The organism is Rhodococcus shunpengi, from assembly GCF_048381395.1.
In the GTDB taxonomy this organism is placed as follows: domain Bacteria; phylum Actinomycetota; class Actinomycetes; order Mycobacteriales; family Mycobacteriaceae; genus Rhodococcus.
Genome location: NZ_JBLWIU010000014.1, coordinates 33,456 through 48,955, shown reverse-complemented (window position 1 = coordinate 48,955; position 15,500 = coordinate 33,456). Strand labels below are relative to the sequence as shown.

Here is a 15,500-nt window from a genome sequence, read left to right as displayed (position 1 = left end):
CGGTGCGGGGCCGTCCGCGTTCTACAGCGGCACCGGTGCTCGGGCGCAGAGGCTCCCGGAACACGACGAGACCGGCCCCCTCCGCAACGGCGGAGGGGGCCGGTCTTCGTTCGTTCTGGACAGCAGGCGTTCAGCTCACGGCGAGCTCACCCCACGGCGGGAGTGGCCCACTGCGCGGGCAGGGCCGTCGCCCGCTTGCGCATCGCGGCGTGGCTGTGGCGCGCGTTCGTCAGCAGCGCGGTGAACCAGTTCCGCCGGTGCTCGGCGAGGGCGGCAGCGACCTCGGGGATGAGGATGCAGTGAACACCGTTTTCCATGCCGAGGCGATGCCGACCTGTGGTGGAGGTGGAGGATCGCATGGCCTGCCTTCTCGAATGCTCCGGACGAGCCGGGACGGACGCTTCGCAACGACGATATCGGACACGACGTCGAATTCTCCGCATTTGCCCCAGGTAGGAGGGGGTGTGTCCGGTTCCCGAGCGGTGCTGCGACCACCCCGTGACCCTGCCGTGATCGGCGTGTGATCCCTGGCCGCTCCGACGGGGAGATGTCGGTGACTCCCGAGCGGTCCGAGAAGTGCACCCGGTTCGTCCCAAGCGACGCGGTGCACCGTGTCCGAGGTCCACACACCTCGACACGGATCGTCCTCGAGGTGTTCCTGTCCGCCGAGTCGCTGTTACCCGGCGGGTCACCGGAGGGCTTCGTCGCCGGCCTGCAGGGGGCGCTCGTGGCGGCGGCGGTCGTCGCGGCCCGCGCCACCCTCGGCCGCCGCACCCGAGTTCGCGGAGCGCGCGGCGCGGCTGCCGGGTCGTGGGACGGGGAGTTCATCTTCATCGAGCCGATGATGACGCGGGAGTGGCCGGCGACGAAGCCGTCCCTGCGGGAAGTCGTGAAACAACCGTCGTCCTACCGGCGGACCGGCTACTACCCGACGGTGTACACGGTCGACTTCGACGAACAGACGGACGAGTATGTCGTCGCGCTGTCGGGACTGACGATGCGCGAGGCGTCGTAGGGACCGCGAAGATGCCTCGGCGACGCGCTGATGCGAGACTGGGCAGCGTGCTGCGAATGGGGTTGACCGGAGGAATCGGCGCGGGCAAGTCGACCGTCGCCAAGGAGCTTGTCGAACTCGGGGCGGTGATCGTCGACTCCGATGTCGTCGCCCGGGAGATCGTCGCTCCCGGCTCCGAGGGACTCGCCGAGCTCGTCGACGCCTTCGGTGAGGACATCCTGCAGCCCGACGGCACCCTCGACCGCCCGGCCCTGGCGGCGAAAGCGTTCGCCAGCGAGGATGCCCGCGCGGTTCTCAACGCCATCACCCATCCCCGGGTCGGGCGCCGTACCGCCGAGCTGGTCGCCGCTGCGCCCGACGACGCGGTGGTCGTGCAGGACATCCCGCTGCTCGTCGAGGGCGGGATGGCGCCGGCCTTCCATCTCGTCGCCGTCGTGCATGCCGACGAGACGGAGCGGATCCGGCGCCTCGTCGAACTGCGCGGCATGCCCGAGGCGGACGCCCGCGCGCGGATCGCGGCGCAGGCGACGGAGGAACAGCGGCGCGAGGTCGCCGATGTGTGGCTCGACAACACCGGTGATCAGCAGGTGCTGGTCGAACAGGTCCGGACGCTGTGGAACGACCGCCTGGTGCCGTTCGAGAAGAATCTGCGCACCGGCACGGTGGTCGGGGTTGATCCGGTGCTCGTGCCCGCGCGCGAGGAGTGGCATCGACAGGCGCAGCGGCTCATCGCCCGGCTGGCCCTCGCAGCCGGGGGCGCAGCCAAGCGCATCGACCACGTGGGCTCCACCGCGGTGCCCGGCCTGGCCGCCGTCGACGTCATCGACCTGCAGATCACCGTCGGCGACCTCGCGGCCGCCGACGCGCTCGCACCCGCGCTGGCCGCTGCGGGCTTCCCGGGCATCGACGATGTGGTGACCGACGAACCGAAGCCGTCCTACGGTGCCGGGGGAGAGACCGACCCGGCGGTCTGGGAGATGCGGTTGCACGGCAGCGCCGATCCCGGTCGTCCGGCGCGGGTGGCGGTCCGGGTGGACGGCTGGCCCGCCCAGCAGTTCGCGTTGCTGCTGCGCGACTGGCTGTCCGCGGTCGACACCGCGAGGCGCGAGTACGCCGACCTCAAGGCCGATGCCGCCACTGAAGCGGCACAGAAGTCGGATCCTGCCGAGGCGGCCGCGACCTACGCGGCGCTCAAGGCACCGTGGTTCGACCGGGCGCATCATCGCGCGTGGGAGTGGGCCGAGAGCACCGGCTGGTCGGCCTAGGGAGTCCGGATCCCGGGCGGAGACCCGCCCGGGAATCTTCCGGACGCTCCATCCGTTAGAGTAGTTGACAGTTCAACTACTTGACGGAGGTTCGACCGTGCAGTTCGGCATCTTCACCATCGGCGACGTCACGCGCGACCCCACGACGGGCCGGGTCCCCACCGAACACGAGCGCATCGTCGCGATGACGAAGATCGCGCTGAAGGCCGAGGAGGTGGGTCTGGACGTCTTCGCGTCCGGCGAGCACCACAATCCACCCTTCGTCCCGTCCTCGCCGACGACGATGCTCGGCTGGATCGCCGCGAGGACCGAGAAGCTCATCCTCTCGACCGCGACCACCCTCATCACCACCAACGACCCGGTGAAGATCGCCGAGGACTTCGCGATGCTGCAGCACCTCTCCGGCGGCCGCGTCGACCTCATGATGGGACGCGGGAACACCGGACCGGTCTACCCGTGGTTCGGCAAGGACATCCGGCAGGGCATCCCGCTCGCCATCGAGAACTACCACCTGCTGCGACGGCTCTGGCGCGAACGCGTCGTCGACTGGGAGGGCAAGTTCCGCACACCGCTGCACGGCTACACCTCCACCCCGTGGCCGCTCGACGACACCCCGCCCTTCGTCTGGCACGGCTCCATCCGTTCGCCCGAGATCGCCGAGCAGGCCGCCTTCTACGGCGACGGCTTCTTCCACAACAACATCTTCTGGAACAAGGAACACATCCAGCAGATGATCGCCCTCTATCGGCAGCGGTTCGAGCAGTACGGTCACGGCGCCGCAGACCAGGCCATCGTCGGGCTCGGCGGCCAGGTGTTCATGGCGGAGACCGAGGCCGAGGCGAAGCGGATCTTCCGTCCCTATTTCGACAACGCTCCCGTCTACGGTCACGGCCCGTCGCTCGAGGACTTCTCGACGATGACACCGCTGACCGTCGGCACACCCGAGCAGGTCGTCGAACGCACGCTCGGTTTCGCCGACTACGCCGGCGACTATCAGCGTCAGCTGTTCCTCATGGACCACGCCGGCCTGCCGCTCGACGTCGTGCTCGAGCAGATCGAGATCCTCGGCCGGGAGGTCGTGCCGGTGCTGCGAACGGAATTCGAACGTCGCCGCCCCGCCCACGTGCCGTCCGACCCGCCCACGCACACCACCCTCGCCGCGCAGGGGGCCGACTCGGCGCACCGCCAGGTGATCCCGGCCCGCATCGACCTCGTGCCCGAGGAGGCGGACGTCCGATGACCCGCCGCATCGTCGTCGTCAGCGGCGGCTTGTCCGAACCGTCCACCACCCGTCTGCTCGCCGACCGCATCGCCGAGGCCACTCGCGTCGCGGTCGGCGCGCGGGGCGACCACGCGGAGATCGAGGTGATCGAACTGCGCAGCCTCGCGACGGATCTCGCCACCACCTTCACCGCCGGTGTCCCCACCGCGGCGGTCGCGCGGGCCCGCGAACAGCTCGCGACCGCCGACGGGCTGATCGCGGTGAGCCCGGTCTTCGCCGCCGGCTACTCGGGCCTGTTCAAGATGTTCTTCGACGCGCTCGATCCGGACACGCTCACCGGTGTGCCCACGGTGATCGCCGCGACCGCGGGCAGCGCCCGGCACTCGCTGGTCCTCGACCATGCGATGCGGCCGCTGCTGAGCTACCTGCGCGCGCTCGTCGTGCCCACCGGCGTCTTCGCCGCCACCGACGACTTCGGAGAGAGCGATGCCGCCACGGCGCTGAAGGCGCGGATCGACAGGGCTGCGGACGAACTCGCCGAACAGATCACCCGTAGCACGGGATCACCACACGTGGTCTCGGACGCCTCGCCCGCCGGACGGCCGCGCGTGTCGGGGAACGCGGTCCACACGGACGGACCGTCCTTCCGGGAACTGATCGGCGCTCACCTGGGGTGACCCCCGACGTCGCGGTCCGGTCGGCCGTCGGCCGGTAGGTGCGCGCTGAGCAGGTCCGCGGCCAGAGCGCGCAACTCGGCCGCCGGGCCGTTCACCCGATACAGTCCGCCGACCGCCAGTGCCCCACGATCGAGAGGTGCAGTCGATCGGCCAGCCGGTCGCTGTGGCCCGGCCGTGTACTGCGCATACGTTCCGGCGGGATAAGGGAACCAGGCCAAACCGAATACCCGGTCCCCGACCTCGGACCACAGGAACCAGCTCGGTTCCGATGCGAGGGGTGAGGGGATCGGTGGCGATATCGAGCACCCGACACCAGACGCTCTCGGGTAGTTCGGGTATCCGGTCCATCAGGTCGAGACCCAGCGATTCCCCCGACGAGGGCAACGGATTCGGTTCGCTTCGTGTCATTGCTCATCCTTCCGGGTTTCTCCGGCCGTTCGGTGCCCTCCGTGCCGGCCGCCCCGATCGTCGTTGCCGGATCGATATGGGGCCGACCGCCGGTCGGAAGCGACTCATTCTGCGCCGAGCAGTGCCGGACTCGGCAGATCGACGAGTTGCCCACGGGCACGACTGATTCGGCTCTTCATCGTCTGCACACCCACTCCCTGATGGGCTGCGATCTCGGCGTGACCGAGTTGTGCATATTCGCGCAACACGATCGCGACCCGAAACTGTTCGGGGAGCAGGAAAAGGGCTCGACGGCCCGCATCACCGTCGACCGCGCTTCTCGGCGAGAAGTATTTCCCCGGATGCGTATTCGTCCCCGACTCGGTCGCCGGGGACCTCGCCACATCGTCTGCGCACGACGACGAGCGCCGCATTGCTCGCGATGCGATACAGCCACGTTCCGAATGCTGCTGTGCCACGGAATGTGTCGAGATTCCTCCACGCCGCGAGCAGTGCATCCTGCAGTCAACTCGGCCTCGTTCATCGAGCCCCCTGACCACCCCGAGCAGTCACATTGTCCCGCATGCACATTCGAGGCTCTGCTCGACGGGCGGGGGAGTTACGAATATGCCGCGGTTCGACGTGGTCGACGCCGTCGGGGGTAGCGTCGACCACCCGTCGACAATACCGCGAGATCAGTTCTCTCCCAAGCTCATCTCCTCGGATCGGACGAATTTCACGTACTGGGTGGCCACCCGCTGTGACATCGTACGAAGCGAGTCGTTCTCGGGAGCCTCGTTCCCCACCGGTCGCAGTCCCGAGGACTCTGCCATGTACCGCCCGTGGACCATCAGGCACACACGCGCCCGCCCCTGCGCCACATCACCCGACCAGCAGCGTGTGTCGGGGATGTTCTGCGGAACCGTCTCGTCCTCGACGAGGTCCGGATACATCTCCCGGGTCGTCTCGACGAAGTCGTCCCGCAGTAGCTCCACCTCTGCGGCACCGGCCATGCGGTAGACGTTCGACGCGGCCTTGGCGATCCGGTCGGTTCCGGTGACCTCGATGATCCTCTCGGTACGTGCGGGATGAGGAGATCGCCGGCACCGTCCGCCAGGACGGCGCGCGTGGCACGAGATGTACGCCTGGGTCGGCTCTCTCCTCGGCGTGCGAACACGGATCGATACGTGACGCGGATCGGAGAGCGCGGACCGCATGAATGTGCCCCGCCCCGGCGGATCCGTGACGCCATTCACAACTGTTCGGTGGGAACGTGCCGAACGCCATGACCTCACGAACTCGGCGCCCGGGACCGCGCGCATGCGGTCCCGGGCGCCGAAAGGAAATTCCGCGGGGAGGGTCAGATCAGATCTTCGCCGTTCCGTCGGGCCTGCAGCCACTCCTTGAAGAACCCGCGGCACAGCACCGCCAGTACACCGGCGACGAGTACGGGCCACATCAGGACGTAGATGGTCAGTGCGAGCGTGCTCATCGATTCTCCTTCTCCAGAGTGGTTGCCGCGGGGTTCTTCTCGGGCGCAGCGTCGTTCTCGGGTGCGTTGTCCTCCGCCACGTCGAAGTCACCGACACGCTGCGCGATGACCTCGAAGTCGAAGTCCTCGTCGGAGTTCACGGACATCGCCCAACAGATGACCGTGCTGACGGCGTAGGCGACGAGCGAGGCGCTGAGCACGGCGTAGTCGTGGACCGAGCCGAGCGCGAAGGGCGCCACGGCCACGGCGGCGATGACACCGACGATGCGTGCGGCCCGGAGTCCGAAGAAGCCGAACGCCATGAGGCCCGCGATCACGCCGACACCGATCACCGATGCGATGTCCACCGTCCAGGGGATCACCCCGTCCATCGGGAACCATCCGAAACGCACCGGCAGGAACGCCGCCAGGGCGACGAGCACCGAAATCGTGAACGCCTTGTTGGTGACCTTGTGCCAGTAGAAGCTCGCGATGACGGGGAAGACCAGCGCACCCCACAGTGCACCGACGAACACGAGCAGGTCGAGGATGCTCAGCCGCATGCTCGCGAACGCCACGGCGGCGGCGGTCGCGACGACCATCGTGGCGCGCCCGATGAACAGCATCCGCTTCGGATCGGCGTTGCGAGTGCCGCCGGCGATGTTCTGGCCGTAGATGTCTGCCATGACGATCGACGACAGCGCCGACAGATCGGAATCGGCCGTGGACGACAACGCGCCGATGATCATGACGAAGAACACGACGACCAGTGCCGTGGGCAGGAACGACGCCACCATCTGCGGCACGATGTTGTTGACGTCGCCGTCCATCGGATCGACGCCCAGGTACAGCGCGAGCACACCGAACATGCCGACGCCGATGACGGTCGCGCCGTAACCGATCGTCGCGGTGACGAAGGTCGGCTTGATGAGATCCTCGCGCACCGCGAACAGGCGCTGCGCGATCGTCTGGTTGCCGATGGCGTACGCGAGCACGGCTGCGATGTACGGCGCGCCCTGGTTCAGGAAGGCGTCGCTCGAGAAGAAGTCGCCCTGCTGGTCGGTGAGGTTCGCGGACCCACTGTCGAACGCGTCGGGGAAGCCGGTGACGAAGAAGACCGCCGGGATGATGACGACGACCGCACCGAGCATCGCCACGACCTGCACGAAGTCGGTGAGCACGGACGCGCGGAAGCCGGACCACAGCGTGTAGAGCAGCACACCGGCAGCGATGAAGACGACGCCCTGGACGAAACCGAACGGCGAGATCAGCGAGATGAGCACGCCGCCGGCGATGAAGTTGGACATCAGGCTGATCAGGCTGCCGACGAGGTTCGAGCCGGCCAGCATGAGCTGGCTCGACCGTCCGTGCCGGGCGAACATGACCTCGGCGAGGGTGTGCGCCTTCGGCGCGACCGCGCGGATCCGCTTGCCGAAGGGGTAGATGAACAGGATCATCAACGCGCCCCACAGCCCGTAGTGGATGGGGCCGGAGATGCCGTAGGTGTATCCGGAGGTCGCCGAGGCGTACAGCGAGGACGCCCAGATCCAGGTGGCAGTCATGCTGGCCGCCGACACCCCGAAACCGACCTTGTTGCCGGCGGTCATGTAGCCGTCGGCGTTCTCGTCCTTCTTCCCGATGCGGGCGGAGATGAGAAGCGTTCCGCCGTAGAAGAATACGAGTAGAGCAACGATCGTCGCGGCGCTGAACTGAACGAGCTCGGTGCCGTTCACTGCGACCTCCTTCGTCTTCGCGTCACGTCCGCAGCGTTCGGAGCGCAGCGGAACCCCGGGGCGCGCTGTGCGCGTCCTGTCCGTCGGTTCCGCTTCGGTGTCGGTCCGATCCACTGCCGGACGGTGGGCATGCGTCGAGCGCCCGATCGGCCAGGGGCCGGCGGGCACGGCATACCGCTCCAGCAGGGCACGCCCGGATCCGGGCGTGTGCCGACGAAGAGATCGGCGGCGTTCTCGTCGGCGCTCGTGGGCTGCACGGGCGCGCGCCGCCGGCGCGAGGGGTGTCCTCGGTCGGGCGATGTGCACGCGGAGGGGCGATCCGGGCCGGCCCCGATGGTCGCCTTCTCGGTGCACTGCTTCGCCGGCCGAGGCAGATTACCATGTCCTTTGCGGCAGTAACTTTTTCGCTCCTGCGCCTCCGCTGTCTGCGCAGGTGACGGCACCTGCGCAGCGGTGGTGCGCGTCAGCGCCAGGAGACGGGCGCGCCCCGTTCCCGCAGCCACGCGTCGAGGTCGTGGCCGTGCGCGGCGATGCCGTCCACCGCTCGCAGCGCCGTATCGATCGCCGTCTCGGCCGCCGCCGCGTCGATCATCCCGGTGGTGACCGCGACCACCAGTTCGTCGATGTCCTCGACGACCGTGTCGCGGCCGGTACGGACGATCAGGTCGAGATAATGGTCGTGGGAATACCAGACGTCGCCCTCGCGCCGGAACTCGCCGACGTCGACGTACCGGTCCTGGTCGCGTTCGTTGCCCGGCGTGAAGTGGAAGATCGAGGCCCGCAGGCGCAGGTCCGGCAGCAACCACGATTCGAGATAATGGAACTGCGGGTGGTCGGACGGTCGCGCCATGTACAGCCCCCACTCCTCGACGCGGTACTCGTCGACCGCGCGCACGAAGCCCTTCGGGTCGATGTTGGTCTTCGCGGCGACGTCGAACGTCTCGGTCTTCACGGGATGCGGGGTCGCGGGCACGGGATGCACGCTAGCGGGCGAACCGTGCCGCACGCAGGACCACGATGTGTGTCGGTGGGAGCGCTTACTCTGGATTCCATGGCGTTCGCAAGTGAACATCCCGTCGTCGCACACTCCGAGTTCCGGCCGGTGGGTGAGATCGAGCGCACCGAGGCCCGCTTCGAGGTCGTCAGCGAGTACGAACCGGCCGGCGATCAGCCCGCCGCCATCGACGAGCTCGAGCGTCGGCTGAAGTCGGGGGAGAAGGACGTCGTCCTGCTCGGTGCCACCGGTACCGGCAAGTCCGCCACCACCGCGTGGCTCATCGAACGCGTCCAGCGACCCACCCTCGTGATGGCGCCCAACAAGACCCTCGCCGCGCAGCTCGCCAACGAGCTGCGAGACATGTTGCCCAACAACGCGGTCGAGTACTTCGTGTCGTACTACGACTACTACCAGCCCGAGGCGTACATCGCGCAGACCGACACCTACATCGAGAAGGACTCGTCGATCAACGACGACGTCGAGCGGCTGCGGCACTCCGCCACCTCGTCGCTGCTGTCCCGCCGCGACGTCGTGGTGGTCGCGTCCGTCTCGTGCATCTACGGTCTCGGTACCCCGCAGTCCTATCTCGACCGGTCCATCCAGCTCGAGGTCGGTGTGGAAGTGCCGCGCGACGCGCTGCTGCGCCTGCTCGTCGACGTCCAGTACGCCCGCAACGACATGGCGTTCACCCGCGGATCGTTCCGCGTCAAGGGCGACACCGTCGACATCATCCCCGCCTACGAGGAACTCGCCGTGCGGATCGAGTTCTTCGGCGACGAGATCGACGCGCTGTACTACCTGCACCCACTCACGGGCGATGTCGTGCGCAAGGTCGACTCCCTGCGCATCTTCCCGGCGACCCACTACGTGGCCGGCCCCGAGCGCATGGAACGCGCCGTCGCGAGCATCGAGGCCGAGCTCGAGGAGCGCCTGGCCGATCTGGAGAACCGCGGCAAGCTGCTCGAGGCTCAGCGTCTGCGCATGCGCACCCAGTACGACATCGAGATGATCCGGCAGGTCGGCTTCTGCTCCGGCATCGAGAACTACTCCCGTCACATCGACGGACGCCCCGCCGGGTCCGCGCCGGCGACGCTCATCGACTACTTCCCGGAGGACTTCCTCCTGGTCATCGACGAGTCGCACGTCACCGTGCCGCAGATCGGCGCGATGTACGAGGGCGACATGTCGCGCAAGCGCAACCTCGTCGACTTCGGTTTCCGTCTCCCGTCGGCGGTCGACAACCGGCCCCTGACCTGGGAGGAGTTCGCCGCCCGCATCGGGCAGACGGTCTACCTGTCGGCCACCCCCGGCCCGTACGAGCTCGGGCAGACCGGCGGCGAGTTCGTCGAGCAGGTCATCCGCCCCACCGGCCTCGTCGACCCGCAGGTCGTCGTCAAGCCCACCAAGGGTCAGATCGACGATCTCGTGCACGAGATCCGCGAACGCGCCGAGCGCGACGAACGTGTCCTCGTCACCACGCTCACCAAGAAGATGGCCGAGGACCTCACCGACTACCTGCTCGAACTCGGTATCCGGGTGCGCTATCTGCACTCCGACATCGACACCCTGCGCCGGGTCGAACTGCTGCGACAGCTGCGTCTGGGTGAATACGACGTGCTCGTCGGCATCAACCTGCTTCGTGAGGGTCTCGACCTCCCCGAGGTGTCGCTGGTGGCGATCCTCGACGCCGACAAGGAAGGCTTCCTGCGGTCGACGACCTCGCTGATCCAGACCATCGGCCGCGCGGCCCGCAACGTCTCCGGCGAAGTGCACATGTACGCCGACAAGATCACCGACTCGATGGCGCGGGCCATCGAGGAGACCGAACGGCGTCGCGAGAAGCAGATCGCCTACAACACCGAACACGGTCTCGATCCGAAGCCGCTGCGCAAGAAGATCGCCGACATCCTCGACCAGGTCTATCAGGAGGCCGAGGACACCGAGGCCGTCGAGGTGGGCGGCTCCGGCCGCAACGCCTCGCGTGGTCGCCGAGCCCAGGGCGAGTCCGGGCGGGCCGTCAGCTCCGGTGTCGTGGAAGGTCGCGACACCTCGACGATGCCGCGCGCCGAGCTCGCCGATCTCGTGCAGCAGCTCACCGACCAGATGATGCAGGCCGCCCGCGACCTGCAGTTCGAGTTGGCCGCACGGCTCCGCGACGAGATCTCCGATCTGAAGAAGGAACTACGCGGGATGGACGCCGCGGGCCTGAAGTAGTCACCCGCCCCGGTCGGCGCCGGCGACTCGGTAGGGTCGCTTCCCATGGATCCCACTTCGGCCGGGCGTGCTGCCCGCGCACTCGAACTGCTGCACGCGGTCGTCTACTTCGCGCCGGACATCGCGAGCGAACTCGCCGCGCTGGGCGTCGACGGACCGGCTGCGCAGTACTTCGGTGGACGCGCGGCACCTCTGGGTGCTGTCGGCCCCGGGGTGGTGACGGCGACGTTCTACAGCTTCTCGCCCCGCCTGGTGGCATCGGCCGTCCCGGCCGTGTGGCAGAGCGCCGAACCGGCCGCGATCACCGCGGCGCGGTTGCGCGGACTCGACGCTCTCCACCGGCGGGTCCTCGGGCAGGACGTGCTCGATTCTGCGGAGATGAGCGAGGCTGCGGAGCTCGCGGCAACCGCGGCGCGGGCGATCCCCGGTCCCGACGGGCGCCCACTCTACGCCGCCCACGCCGACCTGCCCTGGCCCGAGGTGGCGCACCTGCGGCTGTGGCACGCCCTGACGCTGTTGCGCGAGTATCGCGGCGACGGTCATGTCGCGGCGCTGCAGACCGCGGGACTGGCGGGTCTCGATGCGCTCGTCACCCACACGGCGACCGGTATCGGGTTCGCCACCGATCCGGCCCGGAAGCTGCGTGGCTGGTCGCGGGACGAGTGGGCGGATGCCGAGAAGGAACTGCGCGGGCGCGGGCTGCTCGACAAGCGTGGCGAGCTCACCGGCGAAGGATTCGAGGTGCGTGAGCTCGTCGAAGATCTCACCGACGACCTCGCGGTCGCGCCGTGGATTGCGCTCGGTGACGACGGTGTGGAGCGTCTGCTCGACCTCGCGTTGCCGTGGCGCGACGCCTTCGTCGACGCCGAGGTGTTCCCCGCCGGTCTCTTCGGCCCGCGTTACGGTGACGCGCGGTAACATCAAACGCGATTGTGGGATGAGACCCAAACGTCCCACCCGGGCCGCCCATCCCGCTACTGTCGACGCAGCGTATGGCGGGGGAGCGTGCGTGTCCTCCGTCGACGACGGCATCGACGGCACGCGTCGATGGACCACACACTCGATGGAGGATGAATGAGCGCCTACCGGACCATAGTCGTCGGAACCGACGGTTCCGAATCGTCGTATCGGGCCGTGGAGAAGGCAGCTGCTCTGGCCGGCGACGCCGGCGCCCAACTGGTGATCGCCTGCGCCTACTACCCGGCCGACCCCAAGGACACCGCGCAGGCCGCCGACGCGCTGCGCGACGAGGCATACCAGGTCACCGGCTCGGCACCGACCTACGAGATCCTGCGCACCGCACGGGAGAAGGCGACCGTGGCCGGTGCCCGCAAGATCACCGAGCGACCCATCGTCGGCGCTCCCGTCGAATCGCTCCTCACGCTCGTCGAGGAGGTCGACGCCGATCTCATCGTCATCGGCAACCGCGGCCTCAACACGCTGACCGGGCGCCTGCTCGGCTCCGTCCCCTCGGACGTCGCCCGCAAGGCCCTGTGCGACGTACTGGTGGTGCACACCGTCCGCTGACGGATCAGCAGTACTCTTCGCGGGCGGTCTCGAGGTAGCGCGCGGCGGCGTCGTCCGCCGACATCCGCGACCCCGAGGCGCCCGCGGCATAGGCGGCGATCGGCCGGAGTGTGACGAGGACGTCGTGCTCCGGCACGCCCGCGCTCAACTGGTCGCACACCCCACGCACCACCGCCAGCACCGTGTCGTCGTTGACGTCGGCGACCAGACCGAACGCGTCCAGTGCCTCCCTCACCCGCAGAAAACGCGCGTCGGGCGGCGTCGACGAGGTGGGGGCGATCGACGTCGTGGATGTCGCAGCTTGCGCTTCGTCCTGGGTCGGCGTCACCGATCCGCATGCGGCGGAGACGAGGAACCCGCTCAGCGCCGCAAACGCCGCGCACCCCGCTCGACGTATCCGGTGGTGCGCTGCCCGATAGGCCACGTGTTCGTTCCCTCCGCGGATGATCCGTCCCGTCTCCCTGCCCCGAAGGACGGTACCGTCCGGTGACCGGTTGTGGGTGGGCTCGACGGTGTCGGCTCGACCGTGTCGCCTCAGCAGTGTGTCGGTGCGGCGAGACCGGTCAGCACGTCCGGTAACGGCTCCGAGTGCACCACCCCGAGACGCTGGGTGGCGCGGGTCAGCGCCACGTACAGGTCGTTCATCCCGCGTGAGGAATCGGTGAGGATCTCGGCCGGTTCGACGAGCAGCACCGCGTCGAACTCGAGGCCCTTGACCTCCTTGACGGTCGCGACCGTGACCGACCCGGACGCGAGATGCTCCCACGCACCCACGAGCCGCGCCGGAACGAGCACGGCCGTCGTGCCCGGGCCGGTCTCGGCGTCGAGAGCGGCCTGCACGGTGGTGAGCACCGCGTCCGCGTCGACGTGCTGCGCCCACGGCTCGAAACCGGACTCGCGCACCGACTGCGGTGGCACCTGGTCGGGATCGATCTCCGCGAGCACTGCGTGCGCGATCTGCATGATTTCCGCCGGCGTGCGGTAGTTGACCGTCAGTTCGGTCTTCTTCCACCGGTTCGCGACGTACGGTTCGAGGATCTGCTGCCACGACTCGGTTCCCGCCGGATCCCCGGTCTGCGCGGTGTCGCCCACCAGGGTCATCCAGCGATTCGGGATGCGGCGCATGATCGTTCGCCACGCCATTGCCGACAACTCCTGCGCCTCGTCGACGATCACGTGGCCGTACGTCCAGGTGCGATCGCCGGCCGCCCGCTCCGCGGTGGTTTCGTGGCGGCGGTGGTTCTGTCGTTCGGCGAGCTGGGTGGCATCGATCAGGTCGTACGCCATGAGCAGTTCGGGATCGAGGTCGTCCTCGAGATCCTGCGGTGCCGAACCGGTGAGGATGTCGAGTGCACCCTGCGCGTCGGCGATCTGCTTGCGCCAGCGTCGCTTCGCGCGTTCGCGTTCGGCGGCGTCGTCCACACCGAGCAGTTCGGCGAGCTCGTCGAGCAGGGGAGCGTCGGCGGCGCTGAAATGCCCCGGTGCGTCGGGGCGGTGCAGCGCGTCGATCTGCTCGTCGGTCAGGGCCGGAGCCGCCGACGCGATCCGGTCGCGGGAGGCGAGCAGATCCGAGAGCACCTGCTGCGGGGACAGTTCCGGCCACAGCGCGTCGATCGCAGCGACGATGTCGGGGTCCGAACGCATCTCGGACCGGATGTCGTGGATGTCCTCCCGGCTCAACAGGTTCGCGCCGCCGAGCGGATTGGATCCGATGATCCCGGCGAGCTGGTCGGCCAGGGCGTCGATGACCCCGTTCACGAAGATCGGCCGGGCCAGGTTGTGGGGTCGGCGGGACGACCGGGCGCGACCCCGCGCGCGGGTCACCATCTTGCGGTCGAGGGTGAGCGCGTAGGTGTCGAAGCTCAGCTGCACGGGGGAGCGGGGCACCTCCTGCCGGTCGCGGACGGCCTTCTCGAGCACCTTCACCATGTCCAGGGAGCCCTTGAGCTCGCCGGCCACGGGATCGTCCTCGACGGTCGGCGTGACCCCCGGATACAGATCCCCGACCGTCGACAGCAGCACGCCGGTCTCACCGAGCGAGGGCAGCACCTGACCGATGTAGTCGAGGAAGCGGCTGTTCGGGCCCACGATGAGCACGCCGCTCTTGGCCAGCTGCTTTCGGTAGGTGTAGAGCAGGTAGGCCGCGCGGTGCAGCGCGACCGCGGTCTTGCCGGTGCCCGGACCGCCCTGGACGACGAGGACACTGCGATGCTCGGACCGGATGACCGCGTCCTGCTCGGCCTGGATCGTCGCCACGATGTCGTGCATCTGCCCGGTGCGCGCGGCGTTCAGAGCGGCAAGCAGCGCGGATTCTCCGGCCACGCCACCGGCCGGCGGGGTGTCGGCGTGCTCGAGGGCGGCGTCGAGGTCGAGGTACTCGTCGTGCAGTGCGGTGACGGAGCGGCCGCGGCTGCGGATGTGGCGACGCAGCACGACACCGTCGGGCGCGGCGGGGGTCGCGAGGTAGAACGGACGCGCCTGCGGCGCGCGCCAGTCGAGCAGCAGCGACTCGTAGTCGTTGTCCTCGTCGAGGATGCCGAGGCGGCCGATGTAGCGGATCTCCGCGCCGTCCTCCGTCGTGGGTCCGGAGGTGTCCGTCCCGTCGTCCCGCACGTCGATGCGGCCGAAGCACAGGCCGTGCTCGGCGGCGTCGTACTTCGCGATGTCCTCGGTGTACATGTGGGTGTACGACTCGCGTTCGCTGCGCGCCTGAGGGGTGCCTCCGGTCTCGCGCAGCACGCGGGCCAGCCGGGTCTTCGCGTACTCGCGCAGACCGTCGAGATGCGTGTAGAGCATCGCCACGTAGGCCTGCTCGCGATCGAGCTCCGGATGGGACGCGCCATCAACCGGCACAGGGACTCCTCGGGGATAGACATGACGAAATCGCTCGCCGCCGCAGAGGTGACGCGTCGACGAAAGTGCCCGAGAAGTCTAGTCGCCGCAGGAGGGAAACGGGCAGAAAGCCTGATCACAGCAGTGCGGGCGTGCGATT

Annotated in this window: 16 protein-coding genes; 7 read left to right on the top strand and 9 right to left on the bottom strand. The window is 68.6% G+C overall.

Annotated elements, in window-relative coordinates; all coding sequences use genetic code 11:
- Window positions 1-146 precede the first annotated feature (146 nt).
- Window positions 147-359: a hypothetical protein gene (locus ACNJ7K_RS10425; protein WP_016934979.1), complete on the bottom strand. Its 213-nt coding sequence runs from the start codon at window positions 357-359 to the stop codon at window positions 147-149.
- Between the two features lie 293 nt (window positions 360-652).
- Here ACNJ7K_RS10425 and ACNJ7K_RS10420 point away from each other — a divergent pair, with 293 nt between their 5' ends.
- The 4 genes from ACNJ7K_RS10420 to ACNJ7K_RS10405 all read left to right on the top strand — a co-directional run bounded on the left by ACNJ7K_RS10420 (window position 653) and on the right by ACNJ7K_RS10405 (window position 4,179).
- The gene (locus tag ACNJ7K_RS10420) at window positions 653-1,015 is read left to right on the top strand and encodes a hypothetical protein (RefSeq protein ID WP_487041611.1); all 363 of its coding nucleotides are present in this window, start codon (window positions 653-655) and stop codon (window positions 1,013-1,015) included.
- Between the two features lie 47 nt (window positions 1,016-1,062).
- Window positions 1,063-2,280 carry a dephospho-CoA kinase gene (gene coaE, locus ACNJ7K_RS10415; RefSeq protein ID WP_183070713.1) on the top strand — a complete coding sequence of 406 codons (1,218 nt, stop codon included), beginning with the start codon at window positions 1,063-1,065 and terminating at the stop codon, window positions 2,278-2,280.
- Window positions 2,281-2,377: 97 nt separating this feature from the next.
- Entirely contained in the window at window positions 2,378-3,520 is a 1,143-nt protein-coding gene (locus tag ACNJ7K_RS10410) for an LLM class flavin-dependent oxidoreductase (protein ID WP_120283048.1), read from the top strand.
- Window positions 3,517-4,179: an FMN reductase gene (locus ACNJ7K_RS10405; RefSeq protein WP_487041610.1), complete on the top strand. Its 663-nt coding sequence runs from the start codon at window positions 3,517-3,519 to the stop codon at window positions 4,177-4,179. The genes ACNJ7K_RS10410 and ACNJ7K_RS10405 overlap by 4 nt, the downstream gene beginning before the upstream one ends.
- Window positions 4,180-4,691: 512 nt before the next feature.
- Here ACNJ7K_RS10405 and ACNJ7K_RS10400 read toward each other — a convergent pair.
- From ACNJ7K_RS10400 to ACNJ7K_RS10375, 6 genes are all read right to left on the bottom strand, one after another.
- Entirely contained in the window at window positions 4,692-4,835 is a 144-nt protein-coding gene (locus tag ACNJ7K_RS10400) for a sigma factor-like helix-turn-helix DNA-binding protein (RefSeq protein WP_487041609.1), read from the bottom strand.
- A 52-nt stretch (window positions 4,836-4,887) separates the two neighbouring features.
- Entirely contained in the window at window positions 4,888-5,079 is a 192-nt protein-coding gene (locus ACNJ7K_RS10395) for a sigma factor (RefSeq protein WP_487041618.1), read from the bottom strand.
- Between the two features lie 182 nt (window positions 5,080-5,261).
- Window positions 5,262-5,783 (bottom strand): DUF7373 family lipoprotein, encoded by a 522-nt coding sequence (locus ACNJ7K_RS10390; RefSeq protein WP_268653796.1) that lies wholly within the window; start codon window positions 5,781-5,783, stop codon window positions 5,262-5,264.
- Between the two features lie 143 nt (window positions 5,784-5,926).
- The gene (locus tag ACNJ7K_RS10385; protein WP_220659986.1) at window positions 5,927-6,058 is read right to left on the bottom strand and encodes a putative transporter small subunit; all 132 of its coding nucleotides are present in this window, start codon (window positions 6,056-6,058) and stop codon (window positions 5,927-5,929) included.
- Window positions 6,055-7,770, bottom strand: a complete 1,716-nt coding sequence (locus tag ACNJ7K_RS10380) for a sodium:solute symporter family protein (protein ID WP_487041608.1) — start codon at window positions 7,768-7,770, stop codon at window positions 6,055-6,057. Before ACNJ7K_RS10380 ends, ACNJ7K_RS10385 begins: the two co-directional genes overlap by 4 nt.
- A gap of 463 nt (window positions 7,771-8,233) precedes the next feature.
- Window positions 8,234-8,752, bottom strand: a complete 519-nt coding sequence (locus tag ACNJ7K_RS10375; RefSeq protein ID WP_120283042.1) for a DUF402 domain-containing protein — start codon at window positions 8,750-8,752, stop codon at window positions 8,234-8,236.
- 69 nt (window positions 8,753-8,821) lie between these two features.
- On the opposite strand from ACNJ7K_RS10375, the gene uvrB reads away from it, so the two are divergent.
- The 3 genes from uvrB (at window position 8,822) to ACNJ7K_RS10360 (ending at window position 12,508) form a co-directional block, all read left to right on the top strand.
- Window positions 8,822-10,981, top strand: coding sequence for an excinuclease ABC subunit UvrB (gene uvrB / locus ACNJ7K_RS10370; protein ID WP_016692792.1), 2,160 nt, complete (start codon window positions 8,822-8,824; stop codon window positions 10,979-10,981).
- Between the two features lie 45 nt (window positions 10,982-11,026).
- Window positions 11,027-11,899, top strand: a complete 873-nt coding sequence (locus ACNJ7K_RS10365; RefSeq protein ID WP_487041607.1) for an SCO6745 family protein — start codon at window positions 11,027-11,029, stop codon at window positions 11,897-11,899.
- Between the two features lie 156 nt (window positions 11,900-12,055).
- Window positions 12,056-12,508, top strand: coding sequence for a universal stress protein (locus ACNJ7K_RS10360; protein ID WP_059381080.1), 453 nt, complete (start codon window positions 12,056-12,058; stop codon window positions 12,506-12,508).
- A 4-nt stretch (window positions 12,509-12,512) separates the two neighbouring features.
- Here the strand turns inward: ACNJ7K_RS10360 and ACNJ7K_RS10355 are convergent, their stop codons facing one another.
- Complete coding sequence (locus ACNJ7K_RS10355) at window positions 12,513-12,932, bottom strand: DUF732 domain-containing protein (protein WP_120283039.1); 420 nt, start codon at window positions 12,930-12,932, stop codon at window positions 12,513-12,515.
- Window positions 12,933-13,042: 110 nt separating this feature from the next.
- Window positions 13,043-15,361, bottom strand: a complete 2,319-nt coding sequence (locus tag ACNJ7K_RS10350; RefSeq protein ID WP_487041606.1) for a HelD family protein — start codon at window positions 15,359-15,361, stop codon at window positions 13,043-13,045.
- Window positions 15,362-15,500 lie beyond the last annotated feature (139 nt).

What these genes read in the sequence shown, in the direction of transcription:
- ACNJ7K_RS10425 (WP_016934979.1), bottom strand. Translation starts at nt 359, where the DNA reads ATGCGATCCTCCACCTCCACCACAGGTCGGCATCGCCTCGGCATGGAA.
- ACNJ7K_RS10405 (WP_487041610.1), top strand. Translation starts at nt 3,517, where the DNA reads ATGACCCGCCGCATCGTCGTCGTCAGCGGCGGCTTGTCCGAACCGTCC.
- ACNJ7K_RS10390 (WP_268653796.1), bottom strand. Translation starts at nt 5,783, where the DNA reads ATGCGGTCCGCGCTCTCCGATCCGCGTCACGTATCGATCCGTGTTCGC.
- ACNJ7K_RS10385 (WP_220659986.1), bottom strand. Translation starts at nt 6,058, where the DNA reads ATGAGCACGCTCGCACTGACCATCTACGTCCTGATGTGGCCCGTACTC.
- uvrB (WP_016692792.1), top strand. Translation starts at nt 8,822, where the DNA reads ATGGCGTTCGCAAGTGAACATCCCGTCGTCGCACACTCCGAGTTCCGG.
- ACNJ7K_RS10365 (WP_487041607.1), top strand. Translation starts at nt 11,027, where the DNA reads ATGGATCCCACTTCGGCCGGGCGTGCTGCCCGCGCACTCGAACTGCTG.
- ACNJ7K_RS10360 (WP_059381080.1), top strand. Translation starts at nt 12,056, where the DNA reads ATGAGCGCCTACCGGACCATAGTCGTCGGAACCGACGGTTCCGAATCG.